Source organism: Paenibacillus sp. DCT19, assembly GCF_003268635.1.
Classification (GTDB): Bacteria; Bacillota; Bacilli; order Paenibacillales; family Paenibacillaceae; genus Paenibacillus.
Window position 1 is genome coordinate 278,120 of sequence record NZ_CP029639.1, and the last position, 24,526, is coordinate 302,645.

Here is a 24,526-nt window from a genome sequence, read left to right on the forward strand (position 1 = left end):
CATTCGTGTAATGGATCATCATAGTCAAGGGAGCGGATAGAGTTGATTTATTCTGAACGGAGCATCTCCTTTCTGGATGTGGATCATTCATTAATACAAGAGCTGCGGGGGATATGCCAGGCACAGGATACCTCTATGAGCATGATGATACTAGCAGCTGTACAGGTTCTCTTACATCGATATTCCGGTAAGGATGAGGTGGATATCGCTCTCGTTTTCCCGCGGGATGAAGCAACGGATTACACCTCGTATTCTGGAGACGATCTGAAGAATATGATTTCGGTAAACACCGTTTTTACAACAGACATCTCCTTTTCGAAGTTATTAACTCAGATTAATGAACGGTTTAGAAAGATTGCTGAACAAGCTAGCCTGTGTCTGGAGTCTTGGACAGAGGGGAATGCCACAACGGAGAAGTGTTCTGATACTTTGACGATGCGAGTATTTTTCAACATTGAGGATGCGCTAGGGTTAGTCAGGAAAGAATCGAAGCCAGCCGAAGTTAATACGCGATTATCGCCTGCACATTCATTCTCTGCTGAGCTGATATGGAATGTGACAGAGGCTTCGTGTAACGTACAGCTATTAAATCATGGTAGTACGTTAGATGAGGACAAGATAAGCAGCATGCGTGAGCATCTTGTATCGTTGCTTGCTCAGATTGCTAAGCAGCCTGACCTGGATGTAGATACGGTATCTTTTTTGACTCCATACGAGAAAGAGCAGCTATTATCGGAGTGGTCTGCGCCGCACCTTGAGTTTCCTCAGGATCAATGTGTACATGAGCTTTTTGATCTTCAAGCCCAGAGTACACCGGATGCGATAGCAGTGGAGTCACTGGATGCCCGCTTGAGTTACCGTGAGCTTGCGGAAGCGTCTAACCAGCTGGCAAATTATTTGGAGACCAGGGGTGTGGTTCCTGGTGATCATGTTGGCATATATATGAGTCGGTCCATACATATGGCTGTGGCCAAGCTGGCTGTTCTGAAATGTGGTGGAGCCTATGTGCCACTTGATATCAGTTATCCTGTAAGTCGGCTGGAATATATGGCAGGGCAAGCGGAGCTAGGATTTTTAATTATAGATGAGGCAGACCTCGAACTGGGAAGTGACGTAACCAAGATTCATTTAAGGACAGAACAGGACAGTATTGCTTCTCAAGCTATGACCTACCAGCACAAGGCACACGCTGATCTGCTTGCTTATGTTATTTTCACATCGGGATCAACCGGATTTCCGAAGGGAGTAGCGATTCGTCACCGCTCATTGACCGGTTATCTGTACTCCATTATTCATGCCTTGGACATATCATCAGCGGATCGAGTTTTGCAGTTTGCACCGATTAGTTTTGATGCCACGATTGAAGAAATCTTTCCGTTCTGGCTGAGTGGTGCAACGGTTGTATTTGTCCCTGATCCATATCGATATCCAGATTCCGATTTTACGAACTATATCATTGAACAGCACATCAGCGTATTAAGCCTACCTACTGCGTTTTGGCATAGTTGGGTGGAGGACTGCGGAGAATTCGGATTTCCTTTGCCTGATAACCTGCGTATGGTGTTGCTTAATGCCGAACAACCTTCTATGGTCATTTACCAAAAGTGGCTTCAGCTAGCCGGAGATCAGATCCGGTTGATCAATACGTATGGTCCCACAGAAGCAACGGTTACGACCACATTGTTTGACATGAGCCAGATGAAAGAGGAATATGGCCGCATTCCAGCGGGATACGCTATCCCTAACGCTCGGATGTATGTACTTGATGAGCGCCAGCAACTTATGCCGCCTGGGTTTGCTGGGGAACTTTACATCGGTGGAGAAGGCGTGGCTTATGGATACTTGCAACAACCTGACTTGAATCGTTCCGTATTTTTGGACAACCCGTTTGAACCGGGGGCTCGTATGTACAAGACCGGTGATCTAGTACGTTATCATCACGATGGTTGCCTGGAGATCGTAGGTCGTATCGATAATCAGGTCAAAATCCGTGGATTCCGCATCGAGCTTGGTGAGATTGAAGCTTTATTATCCCAGCATCCCTTACTGAAAAATATCGTAGCAACGGTTCATGAATTTTCGCCGGATGACAAAAGGATAGTGCTCTATTATGTTCCCAAAATGCCTCGCACCGGTGCAGTGAGTACAGAGGAACTATATGCTTTTTTGAAAGATCGCTTACCTGAGTATATGATGCCTTCCTTCTGGATGGAGCTAGACAATATCCCATTGTTGCCTAATGGCAAGCTGGATCGAAAGTCTTTGCCTTTGCCTGAGAGAAAACATGAGGATTCCTTGAAGCGAAACCTCTCGGAATATCGGCCTACGGAGCGACAGGTGCTTGCTATATGGTCTGATGTCCTTGGACTGAGTGAGATTGGGCTACATGATTCGTTCTTCATGCTTGGTGGGCACTCTCTATTAGCTACAAGAATTATTGCTCGCATGCGACAGTCCTATCCTATTGATATGACGATTGCAGAGTTCTTTGAGCGACCAACCATTGCGGGCGTATCAGAGCTTATTGATGGCAGACTGTTGAATGGTAATGAATCGGAGTTGCGACCAGCGCTGCTAGCCCAATCTAATCTAGCGAAGCCAGAGCCTTCTTTTGCCCAAAAGCGCTTCTGGTTCACACATCAGCTTCATCAGGATTCCTACAGTGATCATATGCCCTATGTGTGGGATGTGAGGGGATCGCTGAATCTTGATGCACTGAAACGAGCAATTCATCAAATCCTATCACGGCATCATATCCTTCGGAGTAAGTATCCGAATATCGGCGGAGAACCTGGTTATGCAACTGTACCTATATCTGCTGACGATTCAATTCTTACGTATGAAGATAAAGTTGTTACTCATAGCGAAGCCCTACAATGGATGGAGCAGGAGGTAAAGCGCCCTTTCGATTTGACCTTAGGACAATTAGTTCGTTTGCGTTTGTTCCGATTAGGGGAAGAGGAGTACCTGCTGTTCCTCAACATGCATCACATTGTATCCGATGAATGGTCCGTTCAGCTATTTGTTAGGGAACTAGGCTTGCTGTACGGAGATTACCTGCTGGGCCGTCCTACGTCGCTTGAACCGTTAAAGGTGCAGTATGAAGACTATGCCCATATTCAGCGGCAATGGTTAAGTGGCGATGTTCTTCGCAGACATGAGGAATATTGGGTAAAGCAATTAGCTGATCTGACACCTTTATCCTTGCCTACAGATAGAAGTAAGTCTAAGCAGCAGAATAAGCGAAGTGGGAAAATAATTGCGTTTCATATAAGTGATTCATTAAACAACGATTTGAAGCGTGTATGTGAAACGGCAGAAACGACTTTGTATATGACGCTGTTATCTGCTTTCAATGTGTTGTTGTATCGCTACACCTATCAGGAGGATATTGCAGTCGGTTCTCCCATTACGAATCGAAACTGGCCTGAGACCGAAGAGCTCATCGGACTTTTTGTGAATACACTCGTTCTCCGTACACATGTCTCGCCAGAGCAATCATTCTTGGATCTGTTAGCACAGGTGAAGAAGGTATCCATTGAGGCTTATGCCCATCAGGAGTATCCATTCGAGCAATTAGTTGAGAAGCTGCAACCGGAACGGAAGAGAGAGACCTCACCGCTCTTTCAAGTGTTTTTTGCACTACATAACACGCCGGACGAAAAGGTGATTATGCCTCATCTCAATATGGAATTATGCGAGATCGATTATGGCATTGCTCAATTTGATCTATCCCTCACGTTTAAGGAAACCGAGCACGGATTGACGGGGGAATGGGTGTACGATACGGATCTGTTCCATGAAGCAACCATTGTAAGAATGAAGGATCATTTCGTAACACTACTGGAGACAGTTGTTGCACAACCTCAGCTTCAATTAAAAGATATTTCGATTCAGTCAGAGGCAGAGCATCAGCTTATGATTCAGGAGTGGAATCAGACGGAACGAATCTTCCCGGGAAGAGTTGCATTGCCGGAATTGGTCAGTTTGCAGGCTATGCAGACGCCAGCTCAGACTGCGCTCACCTTTGGAGAGGACGGTATATCCTATCAGCAATTAGAGAGCTGGAGTAATCAGCTAGCCTTTCGATTGCTTGAGCGTGTGCAGTCAGGTGGCTGTATCGCTCTCTATATGGAACGTTCCATGGAGATGATGGTTGGCATACTTGGCATTATGAAATCAGGTTGTGCTTATGTTCCTATTGATCCTGCCCTACCGGCAGATCGGATTAGCTATATGTTAAGCGACAGTGGAGCCAGTCTTGTTTTATGTGATGGTTCGATGCAGGTTCCACAGGATTACACAGGTCATGTTATGTCAGTGCCGCCTATGGAAACGAATCACCAGGATGAGGATCGTCTTTCATTCACGAACCTGCAGGATTTGGCCTATATCATGTATACCTCGGGTTCCACAGGCAGACCTAAGGGGGTGGAAATCACCCATGAAGCACTTGCTAACTTTGCCCATAGCATGATCCGACTGCTTGATTTCAAGACGGGCGATCGCATTGCTGCGCTAACAACCGTATCATTTGACATATTTGCTCTAGAGGCACTCGTACCCCTTATCGCTGGAATGGAAGTAGCCCTAGCTTCAGGTAGAGAGCAGACGGATATTCATGCGCTGAACCAGTTTCTAGCGCGTACGTCACCAGACTGGATGCAGCTTACGCCTTCACGTCTGCAACAGATATGGGTGGATGAGCAGATGGAGCAACGGTTAAGTGGAATGACCGGAATTATGTTAGGCGGGGAAGCACTACCGATGGCTCTGCTGCAACAATTACAAAGCCGATTCCAAGGGAAAATCTTCAACCTCTACGGTCCTACAGAAACCACCGTCTGGTCGCTTGCTCGAGATCTGACGCATGCAGATACCGTAGATTTGGGCCGGCCGATTGATAATACAGAACTGTATATTCTTGATCCATACTTGAATCCGGTTCCGATCGGAGTAGCTGGTGAGCTGCATATCGGCGGCAAAGGCCTTGCACGAGGGTATCACAACTTGGAGCAGCTCACATCGGAGAAGTTTATTACGCATCCTTATAGATCGGGAGAACGTGTCTACAAGACGGGAGACTTAGCCAAATATCGAGCAGACGGACATGTGGAGTATTTGGGGAGAGCCGATTATCAGGTGAAGGTCAGGGGCTTCCGCATTGAGCTGCATGAGATCGAGCAGTACATGCACCAGCATACTGCAGTGGATTCCATGGTGGTTACTGTGAACGAAGTGGTGCCTGGGGACAAACAGCTGGTAGGTTATTTTGTAGTCAAAAGTGGACTGCAGGTTACAGTGTCCGAACTAAGAGAGTTTGCACGCCAGTCGTTACCTTACTATATGATCCCAACACTTTGGGTCGAGCTGGACTCTATGCCGCTCTCGCCAAGTGGCAAAATCAATCGTAAAGCCTTGCCGGAACCTGATGAATCACATGTTACGCCTTCAAATGATTATGTTGAACCAACCACAGATTTGGAGGCATTGCTATGCCAGATATGTGCTAATGTGCTGTCACTGGAACAAGTGGGAATCCATGATCACTTTTTTGAGATCGGCGGACATTCGTTGAAGCTTACACAATTCCTGTTCCAGGTAGAGCAGGCTTGCCATATCTCAATTCCGTTGGGTGATATTTTTGACCATCCTACCGTTCATGAACTGGCAACATATATCGAGGAAACGCACCATGACTGGCAATTGACGTCAACACCGCTCACAGCAATCCAACGCGAACAGACTACGGATATCGTTGTGGATGCATTAACTGAGAAGGAAGTCGAGGAATTACTCGCAGCTCTATTAGAGGAGGATCAGCATCTTGGATAAAATTGAGACCTCAATGGAACAAAAGAGAGAACTACTCAAAGCGCTTTTGCAAAAGAAAGGTGAGAAGAAGTACTTCCCACTTTCATATACACAGCAGCGACTCTGGTTCATACATCAGTTCGATCCAGTGAATGTCGGTTATAACATTTCATTAAACTGGCGTATTCGTGGTTCATTGGATTGGCAAGTGCTTGAGCGGTGTTTTCAGGTGATTGTGGATCGTCATGATTCACTCCGCGCTACGTTTCACAATATGAATGGTCAAGTTGTTCAATCAATTCAGCCTCAGCTGCAGTTCAAGCTGGAACGGTTATCCCTGGATAAGGAACAAGAGGTTGAACAGGCGATTGTGGAGCGTGTGGAGCAGGAGAAGAATCGTGTCTTTGATCTTGGAAAAGGTCCGTTGTTCAGGGCTGCTGTTCTCCCGGTTGACGAGAATGATCATGTACTGCTCGTCAATATGCATCACATTATATCTGATGGCTGGTCGATCCGTCTGCTGTCCGAGGAGTTAACAACACTGTACTCCACGATGGTGAAGGGAAGCTCGTACACACTTGCACCGCTCGATATCAAATACAGTGATTATGTGGTGTGGCAACGAGACTGGCTACAGAGTGAGCAGGCAAGTGAACAGATGAAGTTCTGGAAGGAGCGGCTGGACGGTGTACAGATGCTGCAGCTTCCAACTGACTTCCCCCGGCCTTCTGTACAGACGTATCGGGGAGATCATGCTAGATTTAGCCTGTCATCTACACTGGAGAAGTCTCTCCAGCAATACAGTCGTGAGCATAAAGTGACACTTTACATGATCTTTCTATCTGCGTTCAAAACCCTAATGTACCGTTACAGCCAGCAGGAGGACATTGCTGTAGGTACACCTATTGCCAATCGGGTACGACAGGAAGTCACACCTCTCATTGGATCGTTTGTGAATACACTTGTGATGCGAACTTCGCTTCAGGGAAATACAAGTTTTGCTGAAGTGGTGCAGAAGGTTAAGAACGAGGCAATGTTAGCATACAAAAATCAGGATCTACCGTTCGAGAAGCTGGTCGAGGAGCTTCAGCCCGATCGAGATCCGGGTGTGTCGCCACTATTTCAAGTGTTGTTCACGATGGAAGAGAACGATGATGTCACTCTACAGTTGGACACGCTTGAGATGGGAGCAATAGAGGTGGATTGGAGAACATCTTTGTTCGACCTGTCGCTGACGATGGAGCAGAATCACGACGGACTTCGTGGCTTATTCGAATATAATACCGACCTGTTTCACGAAGAAACGGTGGCTCGCATGGTAGGTCATTTCCAGCGGCTTCTTGAACAGGCCATGGCTAATCCAGAGCAGACTTTGGATCAATTTGAGCTATTGTCTGCCCCAGAACGCCACCAACTACTGGTCGATTGGAATGAGACGGATCAAGCCTATGATTGGAGCTGTCTTGTACATCAGCTGGTAGAAGAGCAAGCAGCTAGAGCGCCCGAAGCACTCGCTGCAACGGACAAGGATCGGCAGATCACGTATGGTGAGCTGAACGAACGGGCGAATGTCTTGGCGCATACTCTCCGTAAGCGGGGAGCGCATCCGGGGAGTTATGTGGGAGTCTGCACGGAGCGTTCTGTTGACTGGTTGGTTGGCATGCTTGGCGTGTTCAAATCAGGAGCCTGCTATGTGCCGCTCGACCCGACCTATCCAGAGGAACGACTGGCTTGTATGATGGCGGATGCCAATGTCCCGCTGTTGGTGACCCATTCGCAAGTGCTGAACCGGTTGACTATAGAGCCATCGGTAGAGGTACTCTGTTTGGATCGGGAATCGGATTGGGAAACGTGGGATAGCGGCGAGAATCTTGAGAGCAGTAAAAACAGTGATTACAGTGAGTACAGAGCTAATCCAGAGCCATGGTCAACTGCGCAAGATCCAGCCTATGTGATCTATACATCGGGTTCTACAGGACAGCCTAAGGGCGCAATCCTTCGTCATCAAGGCTTGCTGAATGTTGTTTTGTGGCACCAGGGTCGGTTTGGGACAAGCCCGGCAGACCGCGGCGCTCAGATCGCGCGGATGGGCTTTGACGCTTCCTTGCTGGAAACTTGGCCGTTGCTCTGCTCCGGAGGCAGTGTGCACCTGATGGAGCAAGAGATTGTGCTGAACCCGGAGGGATTGCAACACTGGTTGCTGGATCACCAGATCACACTGAGCTGCTTCCTGCCTCCAGTGGTCGCAGAGCAACTGCTGCCGCTTACCTGGCCGCAGGATGGGGCATTGCGAGCACTGCTCGCAGGTGGTGAACGATTGCAAATGCGTCCACCCGCGCATCTCACCTTTGATTACGTGAACATCTATGGACCAACGGAGTGTACGATTCTCAGTACTGTTTCTACGGTGGAGGCAGAGGATGGCAGCTTTACCCCTCCATCGATTGGCGGTGCGCTCCCGAATACACAGTTGTATGTGTTAGATGCTTACCAGAATCCAGTACCTCGGGGTGTGCCCGGTGAGCTGTACATTGGTGGGGTTGGGGTCGCTATTGGGTACTTGAACCGGGAGGAGCTGAATGCCGAGAAGTTTGTGGCACATCCGTTCCGATCAGGAGAGCGCTTGTATCGAACCGGAGACTTGGTGAAATACAACGCGGATGCCACCTTGAGCTACATTGGTCGTGCGGATCATCAGGTGAAGATCCGGGGATTCCGCATCGAATTGGGTGAGATCGAGTCGGTTTTAGTGGGTCATCCAGCTGTACATAGCGTCATTGTGCAGGCACGGGAGATTGGTGAAACAGGGATGCAACTGGTTGCTTACATTGCAACTCAGCCGGAGTCCTCCCGTGGCAAAGCCACTGTCGTACTGGTCAACGAGCTACGTGAATATATGAAGCCGAAGCTGCCACAATTCATGTTGCCTGCGGCATGGGTCGTATTGGATCGATTCCCTGTAACACCAAACGGCAAGGTGGATCGTAAAGCCCTGCCCGAACCAACGCCGAGTGAGCTGTATGGCGCACAGGACTATGTGGCTCCGCGACATCCGGTGGAAGAGATGCTGGCGGGAATCTGGTCAGACGTGCTGGGGTTACAGCGGATTGGTGCGCATGATCATTTCTTTGAGCTTGGGGGTCATTCCCTTCTAGCCACACAGATTGTATCTCGGGTGAAGAAGCTGTTTGGCATCGAGTACCCACTTGCCCAAGTCTTTCAACGCCCGGTGCTTTCGCAGATGGCGAAGTCCATTCGTGAGATTCAGGAAATTCAGGAAGAACGAATTGCCCCTGAAGAGATTGTTAGGACTTCTCGGGAGCAGGAATTGCCATTGTCCTATGCACAGCAACGGATGTGGTTCTTTGAACAGATGTACCCAGGCAATCGCAGTTATCATATTCCTTCCCTTTGGCGAATTCATGGGCAGTTGCGGCCAGATCTGCTTGAGAATAGCTTAGCGAAATTGATACAGCGGCATGAGTCGCTCCGTACCTGCTTTTTATCTGGATCAAACGGAGATCCGGTGCAGCACATTTTACCGACGTTACCTTCTGTGTTTACTTATCTGGATTGGCAGGGTCATTCTAATCCGCTTGAACAGGCGCTTCACAGGATTGATGAAGATCGCGATCAAGCCTTTTCACTGCAGGAAGGCCCACTTCTGGGCGCATTGTTAATTCAGATTGCACCGCAAGAATATCTGTTTAGTGTGACGATGCATCATATTATATCGGATGGCTGGTCTATGAGTATTTTTGCCCGGGAATTGGGTGAATTGTATTCCGCTTTGGATGGTTCAGCTGTCATTGCTGATGAAATTGACGAAACTGGTGTATCTGCTGGATTGGATGGATCTACTGGATTGAGAAATGTAGCAGAACGGGTATTGCCAGAGCTACCTATTCATTATGCTGACTTCGCGGTGTGGCAACGAAAGTGGATTGCGGATGGAATATTGGAACAACAGATGCAGTACTGGAGGCAGCAATTACTGGGGGTATCGGTACTGCAGTTGCCGACGGATTACCCGCGTCCTGCTGTTCAGACATTTGATGGAGCTGCGGTACGTTTCACGCTAGCGCCTTCTCTACTCCAATCCTTGCAGCAGCTAAGCCGCCGTGAAGGAGTAACGTTATACATGCTGTTGCTGTCTGCGTGGAATGTGCTCTTATACCGTTATAGTCAGCAAGAGGATATTACGGTAGGTACACCGATTGCGAACCGGAACCAAGAAGCAACCGAGGGGCTGATCGGTTTCTTTGCGAATACACTCGTGATGCGCGCACACCTGTCGGATGATTTACATTTTCGAGAGTTGTTGTCCCAGGTGAAGGAAATGGCACTGGGTGCCTACATGCATCAAGATGTGCCGTTTGAGAAGCTCGTAAGCGAACTCCAGCCTGATCGTGAACCGAGCTACACTCCGCTGTTTCAAGTGTTTTTTGCATTACAGAATGCACCTGGAGATGATATTCGACTTCCGAACATAAAGGTGACTTCAGTAGAGCAGGCAAGCACAACTGCATTATTCGACCTGTCTCTGATTATGGAGGAAAGCGGCGAAGGTATATCGGGAGAATTGATATACAATACAGGATTGTTCGATCAGCAAAGCATCCAGCGGATGGTAGGGCATCTACACATTTTACTGGAAGGTATCTCAAGTGCGCCGGAACAGGTTATTAGCCATTTACCTTTGTTATCCAAGGAAGAAGAGAATCTTCTGTTAGTGGAATGGAATCGCACTGAGGGGGATTATTCCCTTGAGCAATGTGTACATGAACTATTCGAGATGCATGCGGCAAGTGCACCTAATCAACTGGCAGTAGCTTACTTGAATGAGCAGTTAAGTTATGGAGAGATGAACCGTAAAGCGAATCAACTGGCTCATGAGCTTCGCAGACGAGGCGTTGTTCCTGGTACCAATGTAGGTGTGTACATCGATCGTTCTCCTGAATGGCTGACTGCGATGGTTGCTGTATTTAAGTCCGGAGGATGTTACGTTCCACTCGATCCGAGTTATCCCGAAGGAAGACTGGAATATATGATGCAGGATGCTCGTGTTCCACTACTGATTACACAGTCTGTTCTGATGGATCGTTTGCAATGGACGGCAGAAACGATCTGTATTGATCAGGAGGAAACGTGGCTCAGGAGTGGTAATGACAACAATCCTTCGATAACGGCAACGCCGGACGATGCAGCCTATATCATCTACACATCAGGCTCGACGGGTCTGCCCAAAGGTGTTGTGCTCAAGCATCGCGGTCTCCTCAACGTTGCACGTTGGCATCACGAGCGGTATAACGTAACCCCACGTGATCGCGCTGCACAAGCTGCACGGATGGGCTTCGATGCCTCGATTCTAGAGGTGTGGCCATTCCTAAGTGCTGGGGCGAGTATTCATATTTGGGAGCAGGATATCGTTGCGGATGCAGAGGCGATTCGAGAGCGGATTAACGCCGAAGGTATTACCCGTTGCTTCTTATCTCCTATTATTGCAGAACAGCTCTTGGATCAACGCTGGCCGTCCGATGGATCACTGCGCACAATGATGACTGGTGGAGATCGGCTTCAGGTTCAACCGCCAGCTGGTTTGCCTTTTGAATATACGAACCATTATGGTCCAACAGAATATACCATTCTCTGTACAGCAGGAACGGTAGCCCCGAAGAAGGCAGATACGCTGAATGTGGCTCCTTCCATCGGGAGTGTTCTGCCCAATACCGAGTTATACGTGCTGGATCGTCAGCGTAATCTGGTACCGGTTGGTGTACCGGGTGAATTGTATATCGGTGGTGTAGGACTGGCTGTTGGTTATCTTAACCGCGAAGAGCTAACAGCTGAGGCATTCATTCCACATCCGTTCAAGGCTGGAGAGCGTCTGTATCGAACGGGGGATCTGGTTCGTTATCGAACAGATGCTACATTGGAATTTGTTGGACGAGCAGATCATCAGGTGAAGCTTCGTGGCTTCCGAATTGAACTGGGTGAGGTTGAGTCCGTGTTGGCAGGGCATCCAGCCGTGAATTCTGCCATCGTTCAGGTAAGAGAGACTGCAGGTACAGGCAGACAATTGGTCGCTTATTTTACATTACAGGGTGAGCAGGAGCAGATGGTGTCAGAGCTTCGGAGCTATATGAAGCAAAAGCTGCCACAGTATATGATCCCAGCCGCTTGGGTTCATCTTGATGAGTTGCCTCTTACACCGAATGGAAAGGTAGACCGCAAAGCATTACCTGAACCGAATACACAAGAGAATGACAATAAGGAGAATCATGTAACGCCTCGTACACCTGTTGAAGAAGTGCTGTGTGAGATCTGGAGTGAGGTTCTGGGGTTACACAGATCGGTGTGGCAGATAATTTCTTCGAGCTAGGCGGCGACTCTATTGTCAGTATCCAGATGATTTTCAAAGCGAATGAGCGTGGCATTGCTCTCAAAAATCAACAGGTCTTCCTCTATCCTACCATCGCCGAACTTGCTGTTCGGGCTGGAGAGGTACGGAGCTTAAATGAAGATCAGGGATCGGTGACTGGTACAGCGCCGCTAACTCCGATCCAGGAATGGTTTTTTGCACAACAACATGCGAGCCCGAATCACTGGAATCAGTCCGTAGTGATCAAGGTAGGAGAGCCACTGCAGCTGGATATCCTGCACCAGTCGCTAGAGCTGCTGGAGTCTCATCACGATGCATTGCGTATGACGTTTAGCCTGGACAACCAACAACAAGCATGGACGCAGACCTGTCGTGACTCAGGTACCGAGGTACAACTTACGATTCGTGATTTATCTCATGTACAGGATGCGGATATCCAAGCGACAGTAACGTCTGAATTGAATCAGATTCAGTCCAGTTTGGATATTGAAGCAGGCCCATTGTGGCATTCCCTTTACATGCGTATGGGTTCCACACGGCCAGATCTACTGGCAATCGTAATTCACCATCTGGTCGTGGACAGTGTATCGTGGCGAATTGTAATGGAGGATCTGGAGAATATCTACATGAAGCTGGCGTCCCAGCAGAAAGTTCGTCTTCCGTTAAAAACGACGTCGTACCTGAAATGGTCAGAGCGACTGGCTGACTATGCAAGCCATAACATTCCCGAACAAGTTGAGCAGTACTGGACACATGTCAGTGAGCAGATTAAATGGCATGAATTCCAGCTTAAATTAGACGATGCACAAGGTAGCAATCAGGTAGTAGATACGGCAGTTGTCCTCAGAACGTTGAAGGTGGAGCCAACGACTGTATTGCGAGAGGAAGTTACTCGGCAGTTGCATGTTCAGGTTAATGAGGTCTTATTTGCTGCTTTTGCCAGCACGTTAGCGAATTGGAGTGCAAGCGACCATGTATGGATTCATCTTGAAGGGCATGGCCGTGAAGAGATCGCTGAGGATCTGAACCTGAACCGTACGATTGGATGGTTTACCAGTATGTATCCTGTGTACGTCAATCTCAGTGGTGTTCATCAAGTAGACGGACTGATCAAGCATGTTCAGGAGCAGCTTCTCCGTATTCCGAACAAAGGCATGGATTATGGCATTTTGCGCTATTTGAAGCACCATCCCGTGTTAACTCAGAATGCTGTAGCACCCATAGCCAGCTTTAATTATCTGGGTCAATACCAGACGTCCGGTAAATATTCCGGATTTGAGGAAACGGAAGAGTATACGAGCCTTGACTGGGGTTCAGATAATGAACGAGGTCATCTGATTGATGTGGTGTGCTGGATTTCAGGTGGAGAACTTCATTTGAAATGGATGTATAGCAGCCGTCAATTTTCACAGAGTAGCGTGGAAAGAGCAGCAGATTATTTTAATGAAGTGATCCAAGAGGCTGTGGCACTAGTCCAACATACTGGAATGGTCAATAAGCTGTCCCAAGTGCTCCAAGATAACCAATTATCCGAATTCGAACTGGAGAGTATTGCAAACGAACTAGAGGAGGAGTACTGACCGTGAAGAACAAAGATGTTGTCGATATCTATCCTCTGTCGCCGATCCAACAGGGAATGCTGTTCCATTCCCTGTACGATCAGGGTATACAGGCTAACGATACGTACCTTACTCAGATCAATCTTGAAGTGGAGGGTTCGCTGAACCCGGACAAGATGGAGGAAGCTTGGAACATTTTGATTGAGCGGCACTCCGTTTTTAGAACCCGATTTCTCTGGAATAGCACAGCAGAACCTTTGCAGGCTGTATATCGTCAAGCACGGATTACACTTGAACGGCATGATTGGCAAGCGCTTGAAACCTCAGACAGAGAAGCTGCTCTGGCACGTTTTCTTACCGAGGATCAGGAGCGGGGCATTGATCTAAAAAAGGTTCCTTTAATGCGTGTATCCCTAATTCAGTGGGAAGATGAGCGCTACAATATGGTGTGGATGTGCCACCATCTGTTGTTTGACGGATGGAGCTTCTCGGTTGTACAGGCAGAGTTGCTTCATATATATCAATCGTTGGTACGTGGGCAACACATGCAGTTACCCGAGGTGCGTCCTTATAGAGACTTCATTCATTGGCTTCGAAATCAGGATGCTGGGGCGGCTGAAACGTTCTGGAAACAGGAGTTACGGGGCTTTGATTCACCAACTCAGCTCGGAATGAACCTTGGCGGAAGTGCAGAAGAAGGGACTTCATCAGCTCAGCATGATCTAATCATTCCGGAGGAGTACACTACTGCGATCAAAAAACTAGCTACTGAGAGCCGTATCACTGTGAACACCGTGCTTCAAGGTGCCTGGGCTCTTATGTTAAGCCGGTACAGCCAGGAATCGGACGTGCTGTTCGGTGTAACTAGCTCAGGACGTGGAGCAGAGCTTGAAGGCGCTGAGCATATGGTAGGTCTCTTCATCAATACGTTACCATTACGTATCCAAGTGGATGGGGAGCAGGTTGTCCGTGATTGGCTCCAGTCTGTCCATCGCAGACAGTCGACTATTAGACAGTATGAGCACACCTCTCTCGTAGATATTCGTAACTGGAGCGAGGTGCCAAAGGATCAACCGTTATTCGAGACATTGTTTGTTTTTGAGAATTATCCTACACCGATTGACGACCAGCCAGGAGAGGAATTGGTAAGGATTACGGAAATCAAGGCTGCGGAGAAAACGAACTTCCCGATCACCGTATCTCTCTCACCTGCAGAATCGGAGTTACATATGAAGGTGATGTATAAAAGCGACCGATTTAATGCCGAATGGATCGAGCGTTTATCCGGTCATTTCATGGAACTGCTGCGCCAAATGGCGGCAACGCCGGATCGTTCACTTGCTCAGTTAGGTATGGTGACCGCTCCAGAGCGCCAGCAATTGCTGGTCGATTGGAATGAGACGGATCGAGCCTATGATTGGAGCTGCCTTGTACACCAGCTGGTAGAAGAGCAAGCGGCTAGAGCGCCCGAAGCACTCGCTGCAACGGACAAGGATCGTCAGATCACATATGGTGAGCTGAATGAACGAGCGAACATCTTGGCGCATACTCTCCGTAAGCGGGGAGCGCGTCCGGGGAGTTATGTGGGAGTCTGCACGGAGCGTTCTGTTGACTGGTTGGTTGGCATGCTTGGCGTGTTCAAATCAGGAGCCTGCTATGTGCCGCTCGACCCGACCTATCCAGAGGAACGACTGGCTTATATGATGGCGGATGCCAATGTCCCGCTGTTGGTGACCCATTCGCAAGTGCTGAACCGGTTGACTATAGAGCCATCAGTTGAGGTGCTCTGTTTGGATCGGGAATCGCATTGGGGAACGTGGGATAGCGGCGAGAATCTTGAGAGCAGTAAAAACAGTGATTACAGTGAGTACAGAGCTAATCCAGAGCCATGGGCAACTGCGCAAGATCCGGCCTATGTGATCTATACATCGGGTTCTACAGGACAACCCAAGGGGGCAATCCTTCGTCATCAAGGCTTGCTGAATGTTGTTTTGTGGCACCAAGGTCGGTTTGGGACAAGCCCGGCAGACCGCGGCGCTCAGATCGCTCGGATGGGCTTCGATGCTTCCTTGCTTGAGACCTGGCCGTTGCTCTGCTCGGGGGGAGTGTGCACCTGATGGAACAAGAGATCGTGCTGAACCCGGAGGGATTGCAACACTGGTTGCTAGAGCAGCAGATTACCTTGAGCTGCTTCCTGCCCCCTGTGGTCGCAGAGCAACTATTGCCGCTCACCTGGCCGCAGAATGGTTCATTGCGAGCACTGCTCGCAGGGGGTGAACGATTGCAAATGCGTCCACCCGCGCATCTCACCTTTGATTACGTGAACATCTATGGACCAACGGAGTGTACGATTCTCAGTACTGTTTCTACGGTGGAGGCAGAGGATGGCAGCTTTACCCCTCCATCGATTGGCGGTGCGCTCCCGAATACACAGTTGTATGTGTTAGATGCTTACAAGAATCCAGTACCTCGGGGTGTACCCGGTGAGCTGTACATTGGCGGGGTTGGGGTCGCTATTGGGTACTTGAATCGGGAGGAATTGAATGCCGAGAAGTTCGTGGCTCATCCGTTTCGTTCAGGGGAGCGGTTGTATCGAACGGGTGACTTGGTGAAATACAACGCGGATGCCACCTTAAGCTACATTGGTCGTGCGGATCATCAGGTGAAAATCCGGGGATTCCGCATCGAATTGGGTGAAATCGAGTCGGTTTTAGTGGGTCATCCAGCTGTACATAGCGTCATTGTGCAGGCACGGGAGATCGGCGAAACAGGGAAGCAACTGGTAGCTTATATTGCAACTCAGCCAGAGGCCTCCCGTGGGAAAACCAATGCGGTACTCGTCAACGAGCTACGTGAATATATGAAGCCGAAGCTGCCACAATTCATGTTGCCTGCGGCATGGGTGGTACTGGATCACTTCCCTGTAACGCCAAACGGCAAGGTAGATCGTAAAGCCCTGCCTGAACCAACGCCGAGTGAGCTATATGGCGCACAGGACTATGTGGCTCCGCGCCATCCGGTGGAAGAGATGCTGGCGGGAATCTGGTCGGACGTGCTGGGGTTACAGCGGATTGGTGCGCATGATCATTTCTTTGAGCTTGGGGTCACTCGCTCTTAGCCACCCAGATTGTATCCCGAGTGAAGAAGCTGTTTGGCATTGAGTATCCACTTGCTCAAGTCTTCCAACGTCCGGTGCTTTCGCAGATGGCGAAGCGGATTCAGGAACTTCGCAGTACCGAAGGTAGGCAGGATGTTGCTGCGACATCCAGTATGGTGGGTGTCACACGTGAACAGAATGTACCGTTATCCTTTGCACAACAGCGGATGTGGTTCTTCGAGCAAATGTATCCAGGGAACCGAAATTATCATATCCCTTCCCTCTGGCGTCTGAATGGTTCTGTTCAACGGGAGGTGTTGGAGCGCAGCATCCATGATCTGATCCAAAGGCATGAGTCACTACGAACCCACTTCCTTGCGGGAGAGGGAAACGAACCGTTACAGGTAGTGCAGCCTGAGATTCCGTCTGTACTAACCTATATGGATCTGCAAAATCACCCAGATGCACTCCAACAAGCAATGAATTGGATTACAGATGAAGGAGATCGGGAGTTCTCGCTGCGTCAGGGGCCGTTGCTGCGTGCAGCCTTAATTCAGTTAGCGCCTCAAGAGTACGTGCTGGGGGTGACTATGCACCATATCATCTCTGATGGATGGTCTATGGGAGTCTTTATCCGTGAGTTGAGTGCATTATACACAGCTCATTTGCTCGGAGAGGCTACGCCTCTTGCAGAACTTCCGATTCAATATGCAGACTATGCGATCTGGCAGCGGAAGTGGCTTGGTGAAGGCGTGATGGATCGCCAACTGGACTATTGGAGGCATCAGCTACAGGATGTGTCCGTTCTCCAATTGCCAACGGATTATCCACGTCCGGCTGCTCAGACATTTGAAGGGGCGACGGAACGATTCCATATTGCAGAGCCCCTTCTGGCTGAACTAAAGAAGCTGAGTCGCCGTGAAGGCACGACATTGTATATGACACTTTTATCTGCATGGAAGATTCTACTGCACCGGTATACCCAACAGGAGGATATTGCCGTGGGTACGCCGATTGCCAACCGGAATCAGGAGGAGACCGAAGGGTTGATTGGCTTCTTTGCCAATACACTTGTACTCCGATCTCAATTTGCAGGGAACATGAGCTTCCGCCAATTGCTAACCCAAGTGAAGGAAACGGCGCTACAGGCTTATATGCATCAGGATGTTCCTTTTGAGAAGCTTGTTGAAGAATTACAGCCTGATCGAGATACCGGTCATACACCATTGTTTCAAGTGCTCTTTACTTTGCAAAATACACCTGCAGATGAATTCAGTATTCCTGATGTTCATGTACATTCCATTGAGCTTCAGGGCAATACAGCACTGTTTGATCTTTCTCTTATTATGGAGGAGAAGGAGCAAGGGCTGGGTGGTGACCTGATCTATAATACGGCTTTGTTTGCTGGTGCAGGAATGAAGCGACTCGTACAGCATTTTCACATTTTGTTAGAAGGAATTGTGGCGAATCCTGATCAAGCAATGAATGAGCTTATTCTTCTATCCTCGGAAGAACAGCATCAGCTTATTGTGGAATGGAATCAGAACCAACGTGATTATTCCTGGGAACGTTGCGTTCACGAACTGTTTGAAGCACAAGCCGCTACAGCACCTGACGCGCTTGCCATATCTGACGGAGACGAGCAGCTACGTTATGGGGAATTAAATCACAAGGCGAATCAACTCGCTCATGAGCTGCGGAACAGAGGAGCTAGACGGGGAATGAATGTCGGCGTTTGCATGGAACGTTCTGCAGACTGGCTAATTGCCATGATCGCTGTATTCAAATCAGGTGCATGCTATGTACCGCTGGATCCAACCTATCCAGAGGATCGTCTTCGTTTCATCATGGAGGATGCCCAGGTAGGAATACTGATTACAGGAACGACCCTTATGGATCAGCCTTCGGCAACTGTAGCTGAGGTTATCTACGTAGATCAAAGTGAGACATGGATGCAAGGCAATCACGGAAATCCTGTGCCAGCATCCACTGCCGACGATATCGCTTATATCATCTATACATCCGGTTCAACGGGCAAACCGAAGGGAGCTATGTTGAAGCACAAAGGGTTGCTTAATGTGATCTTCTGGCATCACGAACGCTTCGGTATTACACCTTCGGATCGAAGTGCGCAGGTTTCACGGATGGGCTTCGATGCTTCGTTGCTGGAAGTGTGGCCGTTCCTGACCGCTGGTGCGAGTGTTCATCTGATGGAGCAGGAAGTGGTTATGGATGCACAAGTATTACAGCAGTGGTTCCTGTCCCAAGGCATCACGATAGGTTGTTTTTTGCCACCTGTTATTGCCGAGCAATTGCTTGATTTAACGTGGCCTCAGGACGGTGTATTCAGATCTATTATGGTTGGTGGGGATCGTCTTCAGCTTCGTCCACCTGCGGATCTTCCGTTTGAATATATCAATATCTACGGGCCAACCGAGTGTACGATCTTTAGTACAGAAGGACGTGTGGCTAGTCGTGAGACCAATAATCAAGCTCCATCCATTGGGTGGGGATTGCCGAATATCACGTTATATGTGTTAGATCCGCAGCTTCATCCGGTTCCGATTGGTGTTCCTGGAGAATTGTACATTGGTGGAGTTGGCGTTGCTGCTGGTTATCTGAATCGTGAGGAATTAACGGCCGAGAAGTTTATTCCACATCCATTCCAGGTTGGAGAAAAGCTGTACCGCACAGGGGATTTGGTGAAATTGAATGAGGATGCTTCCCTTGAATTTGTCAGCCGGGTAGATCATCAGGTTCAGCTTCGAGGGTTCCGGATAGAGCTTGGGGAGATTGAGTCCGTGATATCAAGCCATTCATCCGTGCAGGCAGCTCTCGTATTAGTGAAAGAAACCAAGCAGCATGGTTCGCAATTGGTCGCTTATTTGACAGGTAGGGACGCTCAGGTTCCTGTGATTGAGGATATAAGGGATCATGTAAAACGCAAGCTTCCGCACTTTATGATTCCTTCGGCATGGGTGGTTATGGACGAGTTTCCGTTAACTCCGAACCGGAAGTTAGATCGCAAAGCATTACCTGATCCAGTGGGTGATGAGGCTTATGGCGTGAAGGAATACGTTGCTCCTCAGAGCCCTATGGAACAGGTAATGGCGGAAATTTGGTCAGAGGTGTTAGGTGTATCCCGAGTAGGAATTCATGACGATTTCTTTGCACTTGGGGACATTCGCTCCTTGCTGTACAGATGATCTCAAGATTGAATGCAAGACAGGGCATTGATGCCAAATTAGCCGATTTATTCAGTCAGCCGATTCTACAAGCGTTCGCAGGTAAGGTAGAGCAACAACCTCCTGCCTCCAGCACACTTACTCCGATCAAACGCATATCACGGAAAGTCCAGACGGTTCGGCCTTAAAGTGTACGTTCGAAAAGTCCGCCAAAGCGGACTTTTTGAATAACCTTTTAAACCTAGCGACAGGAGGAACTGTATTGAATACACATCTGAGTGATGAAGTGCATGATGATGTCTACGTTTTTCCACTATCCTTTGCCCAGCAGAGACTATGGTTTATTCAACAGCTTGACCCGGATAGCTCCGCTTATCATATGAATTCGTTATGGAGACTAGAAGGGGAGCTTGACCTAGAGGTGCTCCAACGCAGTGTTCAAGAATTGGTCGATAGGCATGAATCGCTGAGGACGTTTTTTCGAGAAGAAGAAGGAACGGCTGTCCAATGTGTGGCGGAACGTCTACGTGTGTGTGTCGATGTCATTGAAGTAGCTCATGCGGATGAGCAGGCTGCTGTGGAGTGGGTATCAAGAAGAGCGGCTGATCCTTACGAGATGTCGGAGGGTCCACTGTTCAGAGCGGTATTAATCCCGTTAGAGCGAGAGCCTAAGAAGTTCGTTTTCTCAATGATGATGCATCATATTATCTCTGATGGCTGGTCCATGAATGTACTCATGAATGAATTGAGGGCTCTTTACAGTGCTTTCCTTCATCATCAGCCTTCACCTCTCCCGGATCTACCTTTACAGTATGCGGACTATACGATGTGGCAATGCGAGCTATTAGAAGGGACATTATTAGATACCCAGTTGGACTATTGGAAAAATAAACTCAAGGGAGCTGAAGTCCTTCAGCTTCCAACCGATGCACCCAAACTTCCTTTTCAGTCTGCCCGTGGCGGAAAACTGGAATTTACCGTTGATTCACCTCTGATTCAATCACTAAGACAGATCGCTCAACAAGAAGGCGCAACGCTATATATGGCTATGTTGACAGCCTTTAAGCTGTTACTCCAACGATATAGTGGGCAATTTGATATATCGGTGGGTACCGTGAGTGCGAATCGGAATCGGGAGGAACTCGAAGGAGTATTCGGCTTTTTTGCCAATACACTTGTTATTCGTTCGCTGCTCTCTGCGGACAACGATTTCAGATCGCATTTGCGGCAGGTGAAGCAGAGTACGATTGAGGCTTATGCTCATCAGGAGGTTCCTTTTGAGAAAATAGTAGAGGCACTGCAGCCGGATCGTTCTACGACCGATAATGCGCTGTTTCAGGTTTTTTTCAGCATGGCATCCTTTGCCGAGGCATCGATCGATATGGCAGGAGTACAGTTGGTAGAGCTCGAACCGGAGGTCGATACCGTTTCCTTTGATCTGACGCTAAGCCTTCAGGAGCAAGGCGATTGTGTAAAAGGCACTTTTTTATATCATGCTGATCTATTTAAAGAGACGACCATAAGTAGAATGGCTGATAGTTTGGGCGTGTTGTTACAGAGTATTGTGCATTCGCCTAATGAGGCCGTTGGTCATCTCCCCATACTATCTCAGCAAGAATTGCATAAGCAGCTTGTGGAATGGAATGACACGGAGCGTGATGTGCCAGAGATCAGCATTCATGAGTTGTGGCAGCAAAAGGTGAAGGAAACTCCGGATGCACTGGCCGTGACGTGTGGTGCAGTGCAACTAACCTATATTCAATTGAATCAGCAAGCCAATCAATTGGCGAGGTATATGCAGGAACGTGGTGTGTGTGAACATGATCTTGTAGGGATATGTCTCGACAAATCTGTGCAGATGGTTGTATCCATTCTGGCTGTGCTCAAAGCGGGTGCAGCTTATGTGCCTATAGATCCTAGTTACCCTGCAGAACGGTTGTCATACATGCTTCAGGACGCTAGTCCACATACCATGGTGGTCAACAGTGCTGATCTGGAGCAGCTATCTTTGGATTCGATGAATGTCATTTGTTTAGATCGTGAGTATGAGCAGATTAGTCTGAAGTCTACCGAAGATATGGAATCTACGGTGGCTTCCGACAGCCTGGCGTATGTGATCTATACCTCAGGATCAACGGGGAAACCAAAAGGGGTAATGATTGCTCATCGGGGTGTTGTTAATCTAGCGCTCGACAATATCGAGACCTTTGCGGTAACACCAGCAGACCATGTCATGCAGTTTGCATCATTCAGCTTCGATGGATCGGTGTTCGAGACGATGACGGCTTTATTGTCTGGGGCGAGTCTTCATATCTATCAGCGTGGTGAAGACCTTGGGGCATTTTTACAAAGACAGCATATTACCTTCGGAGCCTTCCCGCCATCTGTCCTTGCCACATTGGAGGAGGAAGAGGTTGCGAATCTACGTGTGATGATTGTAGCTGGGGAGAAGTGTCCCGCAGAGCTGATTGAAAAATATAACCAACATAACCGGATGTATAATTCATATGGTCCGTCTGAATCAACCGTAGCAGCCACGGTATATCCATACCGAGTGGAACAGCCGGATTCCATCGGGCGACCGATTGCCAACAGTCGTGTATATATATTGGATCAGTATCTACAGCCAGTGCCTGTTGGTGTGCAGGGTGAGATTTATATCGCTGGTCGCGGACTGGCTCTTGGGTATCTGAACAAGCCTGATTTAACTGCCGAACGTTTTGTAGAGTCCCGTTTACATACCGATGAGCGGCTGTATAAGACAGGTGACCTGGGACGTTATTATACGGATGGAAGTATTCAATTCCTAGGAAGAACCGATTATCAGGTGAAAATTCGTGGATTTCGGATTGAACTCGGTGAGGTGGAAACAACGCTCGCAGAGCATCCCCATGTGGACGAGGTATTGGTGGATGCACGAGCCAACCATCTGGGAGATCGCACATTGGTTGCTTACCTTGTGCTTAAAGAAAATTATACGTGGGAGTATGGACCGCTGGAGAAATATGCACAGGAGCGATTACCTGCTCATATGGTGCCTAGTCATTGGGTGTTTGTGTCACAATTCCCGCTTACGCCGAATAATAAAATTGACCGCAAAGCATTGGCCGACCCTGTATGGGATGACGAAGCTACAATGGATACAGAGCTAACTCAAGACGAAGCGCGGCTACGTGACTTATGGGTGGAGGTACTCGGATCAGGCATTTCCATTGGGCCGAGTAGTAATTTCTTTAAGTTAGGTGGACATTCGTTGAAAGCCATGCAGCTGATTAGCAAAATCAATAAATCGTATGGCGTGCAACTTGCAGTGAAGCAGCTGTTCATGTATCCAACATTGTCTCAATTGGCAGTCAGTATTCAGAAAGGGATCATCCACGAAACGAATCAGATTCGTGTTCCTTTGCAGGCAGGAAGAGGGGAGAAAACCCTATTTGTGATCCACCCCAAGGTGGGGATGTGCTGGGTTATCTGGACCTGGTACGTCAATTGGAGGATGATGTAACGGTCTATGGCTTGCAGGCTCGGGGATATAACTCGGAAGAGACACCCTTAACGACCATTGAAGATATGGCTCAAGCCTATCTGCAAGAAATGGATCAGGTTCAATCCCGTGGACCGTATCATATCCTAGGTTGGTCGTTCGGTGGTTACATTGCAGTAGAGATCTCCCGATTGCTGGAGCAGCGTGGGGATGAGGTGGCACTACTGGGCATCGTCGATGTTCCTGCTGAAGCGATAAAAGCCGGATCAGACTCTCGGTCCAACCCAGTGCCGTCGCTCAGCATGTGTGCGGCAACACAGCTTGGATTGACCATGGAAATGCTGGATGATGAAGTCGAGGAACATGATCTGAACCAGGTTTATGCAGTAGCCAAGAAGTGGAACAGGCTTCCGCCAGGTTTAACGATCGAGCAGATGACACGTAATGCACGCATTATGGTTGTGAACCAGAGAGCGATTGAGAAGTATATATTGAAAGGCAAACTACGGACTGATATTCACCTATGGTATGCTTTGCAACCTACGGATACGCATCAAGTTATCCATCCCTCGGGGTGGCATGGTTTGAGTCTAGGCAAGGTGTATGCGCAGGAATTGGCGTGTAATCATTTTACGATTGTAACCACACCGCATGTCCATGTTATCGCGGAAAGGTTGAATCACTTTGTTATGATGGTGCACTCGTAGGCACTAGGTAGGTTAGGATACTCATAGCCCTGTAGTATGTCATAGGGTGCTATGGGTATCTTTGTTTTTCTATTTTTGGTTACTTATCTCTTGAAAATGCCTTAAACCTATTGCTTAAATGAACCTGCTATAATACCATATCCATGAAGATTAACCTCCACTTAAACACACATGCTGATCTCATCAGTGGTGCATAGGTTCATGAGTGATTTGAAATTCCTCTTTGTATAATAACCTCTTACTTTTTTGACAGGAAAGCTTACTTTTGTTTATGTCATGTGCAGCAATGGATCGTTAC

8 protein-coding genes and 1 pseudogene are annotated in these 24,526 nt (G+C 48.4%); all 9 read left to right on the plus strand.

The features are described from left to right. Positions 1 to 42: 42 nt before the first annotated feature. The 9 genes and pseudogenes from DMB88_RS01255 (at position 43) to DMB88_RS01290 (ending at position 24,228) form a co-directional block, all read left to right on the plus strand. On the plus strand, positions 43 to 5,835 hold the full coding sequence (locus tag DMB88_RS01255) for a non-ribosomal peptide synthetase (RefSeq protein ID WP_128099904.1): 5,793 nt from the start codon (positions 43 to 45) through the stop codon (positions 5,833 to 5,835). Then, the gene (locus tag DMB88_RS01260; protein ID WP_128099905.1) at positions 5,828 to 12,196 is read left to right on the plus strand and encodes a non-ribosomal peptide synthetase; all 6,369 of its coding nucleotides are present in this window, start codon (positions 5,828 to 5,830) and stop codon (positions 12,194 to 12,196) included. Before DMB88_RS01255 ends, DMB88_RS01260 begins: the two co-directional genes overlap by 8 nt. Next, entirely contained in the window at positions 12,172 to 13,776 is a 1,605-nt protein-coding gene (locus DMB88_RS01265) for a condensation domain-containing protein (protein WP_128099906.1), read from the plus strand. The genes DMB88_RS01260 and DMB88_RS01265 overlap by 25 nt, the downstream gene beginning before the upstream one ends. A 2-nt stretch (positions 13,777 to 13,778) precedes the next feature. Then, positions 13,779 to 16,222 (plus strand): annotated as a pseudogene (locus DMB88_RS01270) (condensation domain-containing protein); the annotation flags it as partial. A gap of 195 nt (positions 16,223 to 16,417) precedes the next feature. Then, complete coding sequence (locus tag DMB88_RS30650; protein ID WP_368028360.1) at positions 16,418 to 16,873, plus strand: AMP-binding enzyme; 456 nt, start codon at positions 16,418 to 16,420, stop codon at positions 16,871 to 16,873. Positions 16,874 to 16,893: 20 nt separating this feature from the next. After that, positions 16,894 to 20,058, plus strand: coding sequence for a non-ribosomal peptide synthetase (locus DMB88_RS01280; protein ID WP_128099909.1), 3,165 nt, complete (start codon positions 16,894 to 16,896; stop codon positions 20,056 to 20,058). Between the two features lie 8 nt (positions 20,059 to 20,066). Further along, positions 20,067 to 20,225, plus strand: a complete 159-nt coding sequence (locus DMB88_RS30080) for a hypothetical protein (protein WP_164848574.1) — start codon at positions 20,067 to 20,069, stop codon at positions 20,223 to 20,225. 74 nt (positions 20,226 to 20,299) lie between these two features. Then, a complete protein-coding gene (locus tag DMB88_RS01285) occupies positions 20,300 to 23,542 on the plus strand; it encodes a non-ribosomal peptide synthetase (RefSeq protein WP_128099910.1) in 3,243 nt (1,080 codons plus the stop codon). Continuing rightward, positions 23,497 to 24,228 (plus strand): thioesterase domain-containing protein, encoded by a 732-nt coding sequence (locus DMB88_RS01290; protein ID WP_164848575.1) that lies wholly within the window; start codon positions 23,497 to 23,499, stop codon positions 24,226 to 24,228. The genes DMB88_RS01285 and DMB88_RS01290 overlap by 46 nt, the downstream gene beginning before the upstream one ends. Positions 24,229 to 24,526 lie beyond the last annotated feature (298 nt).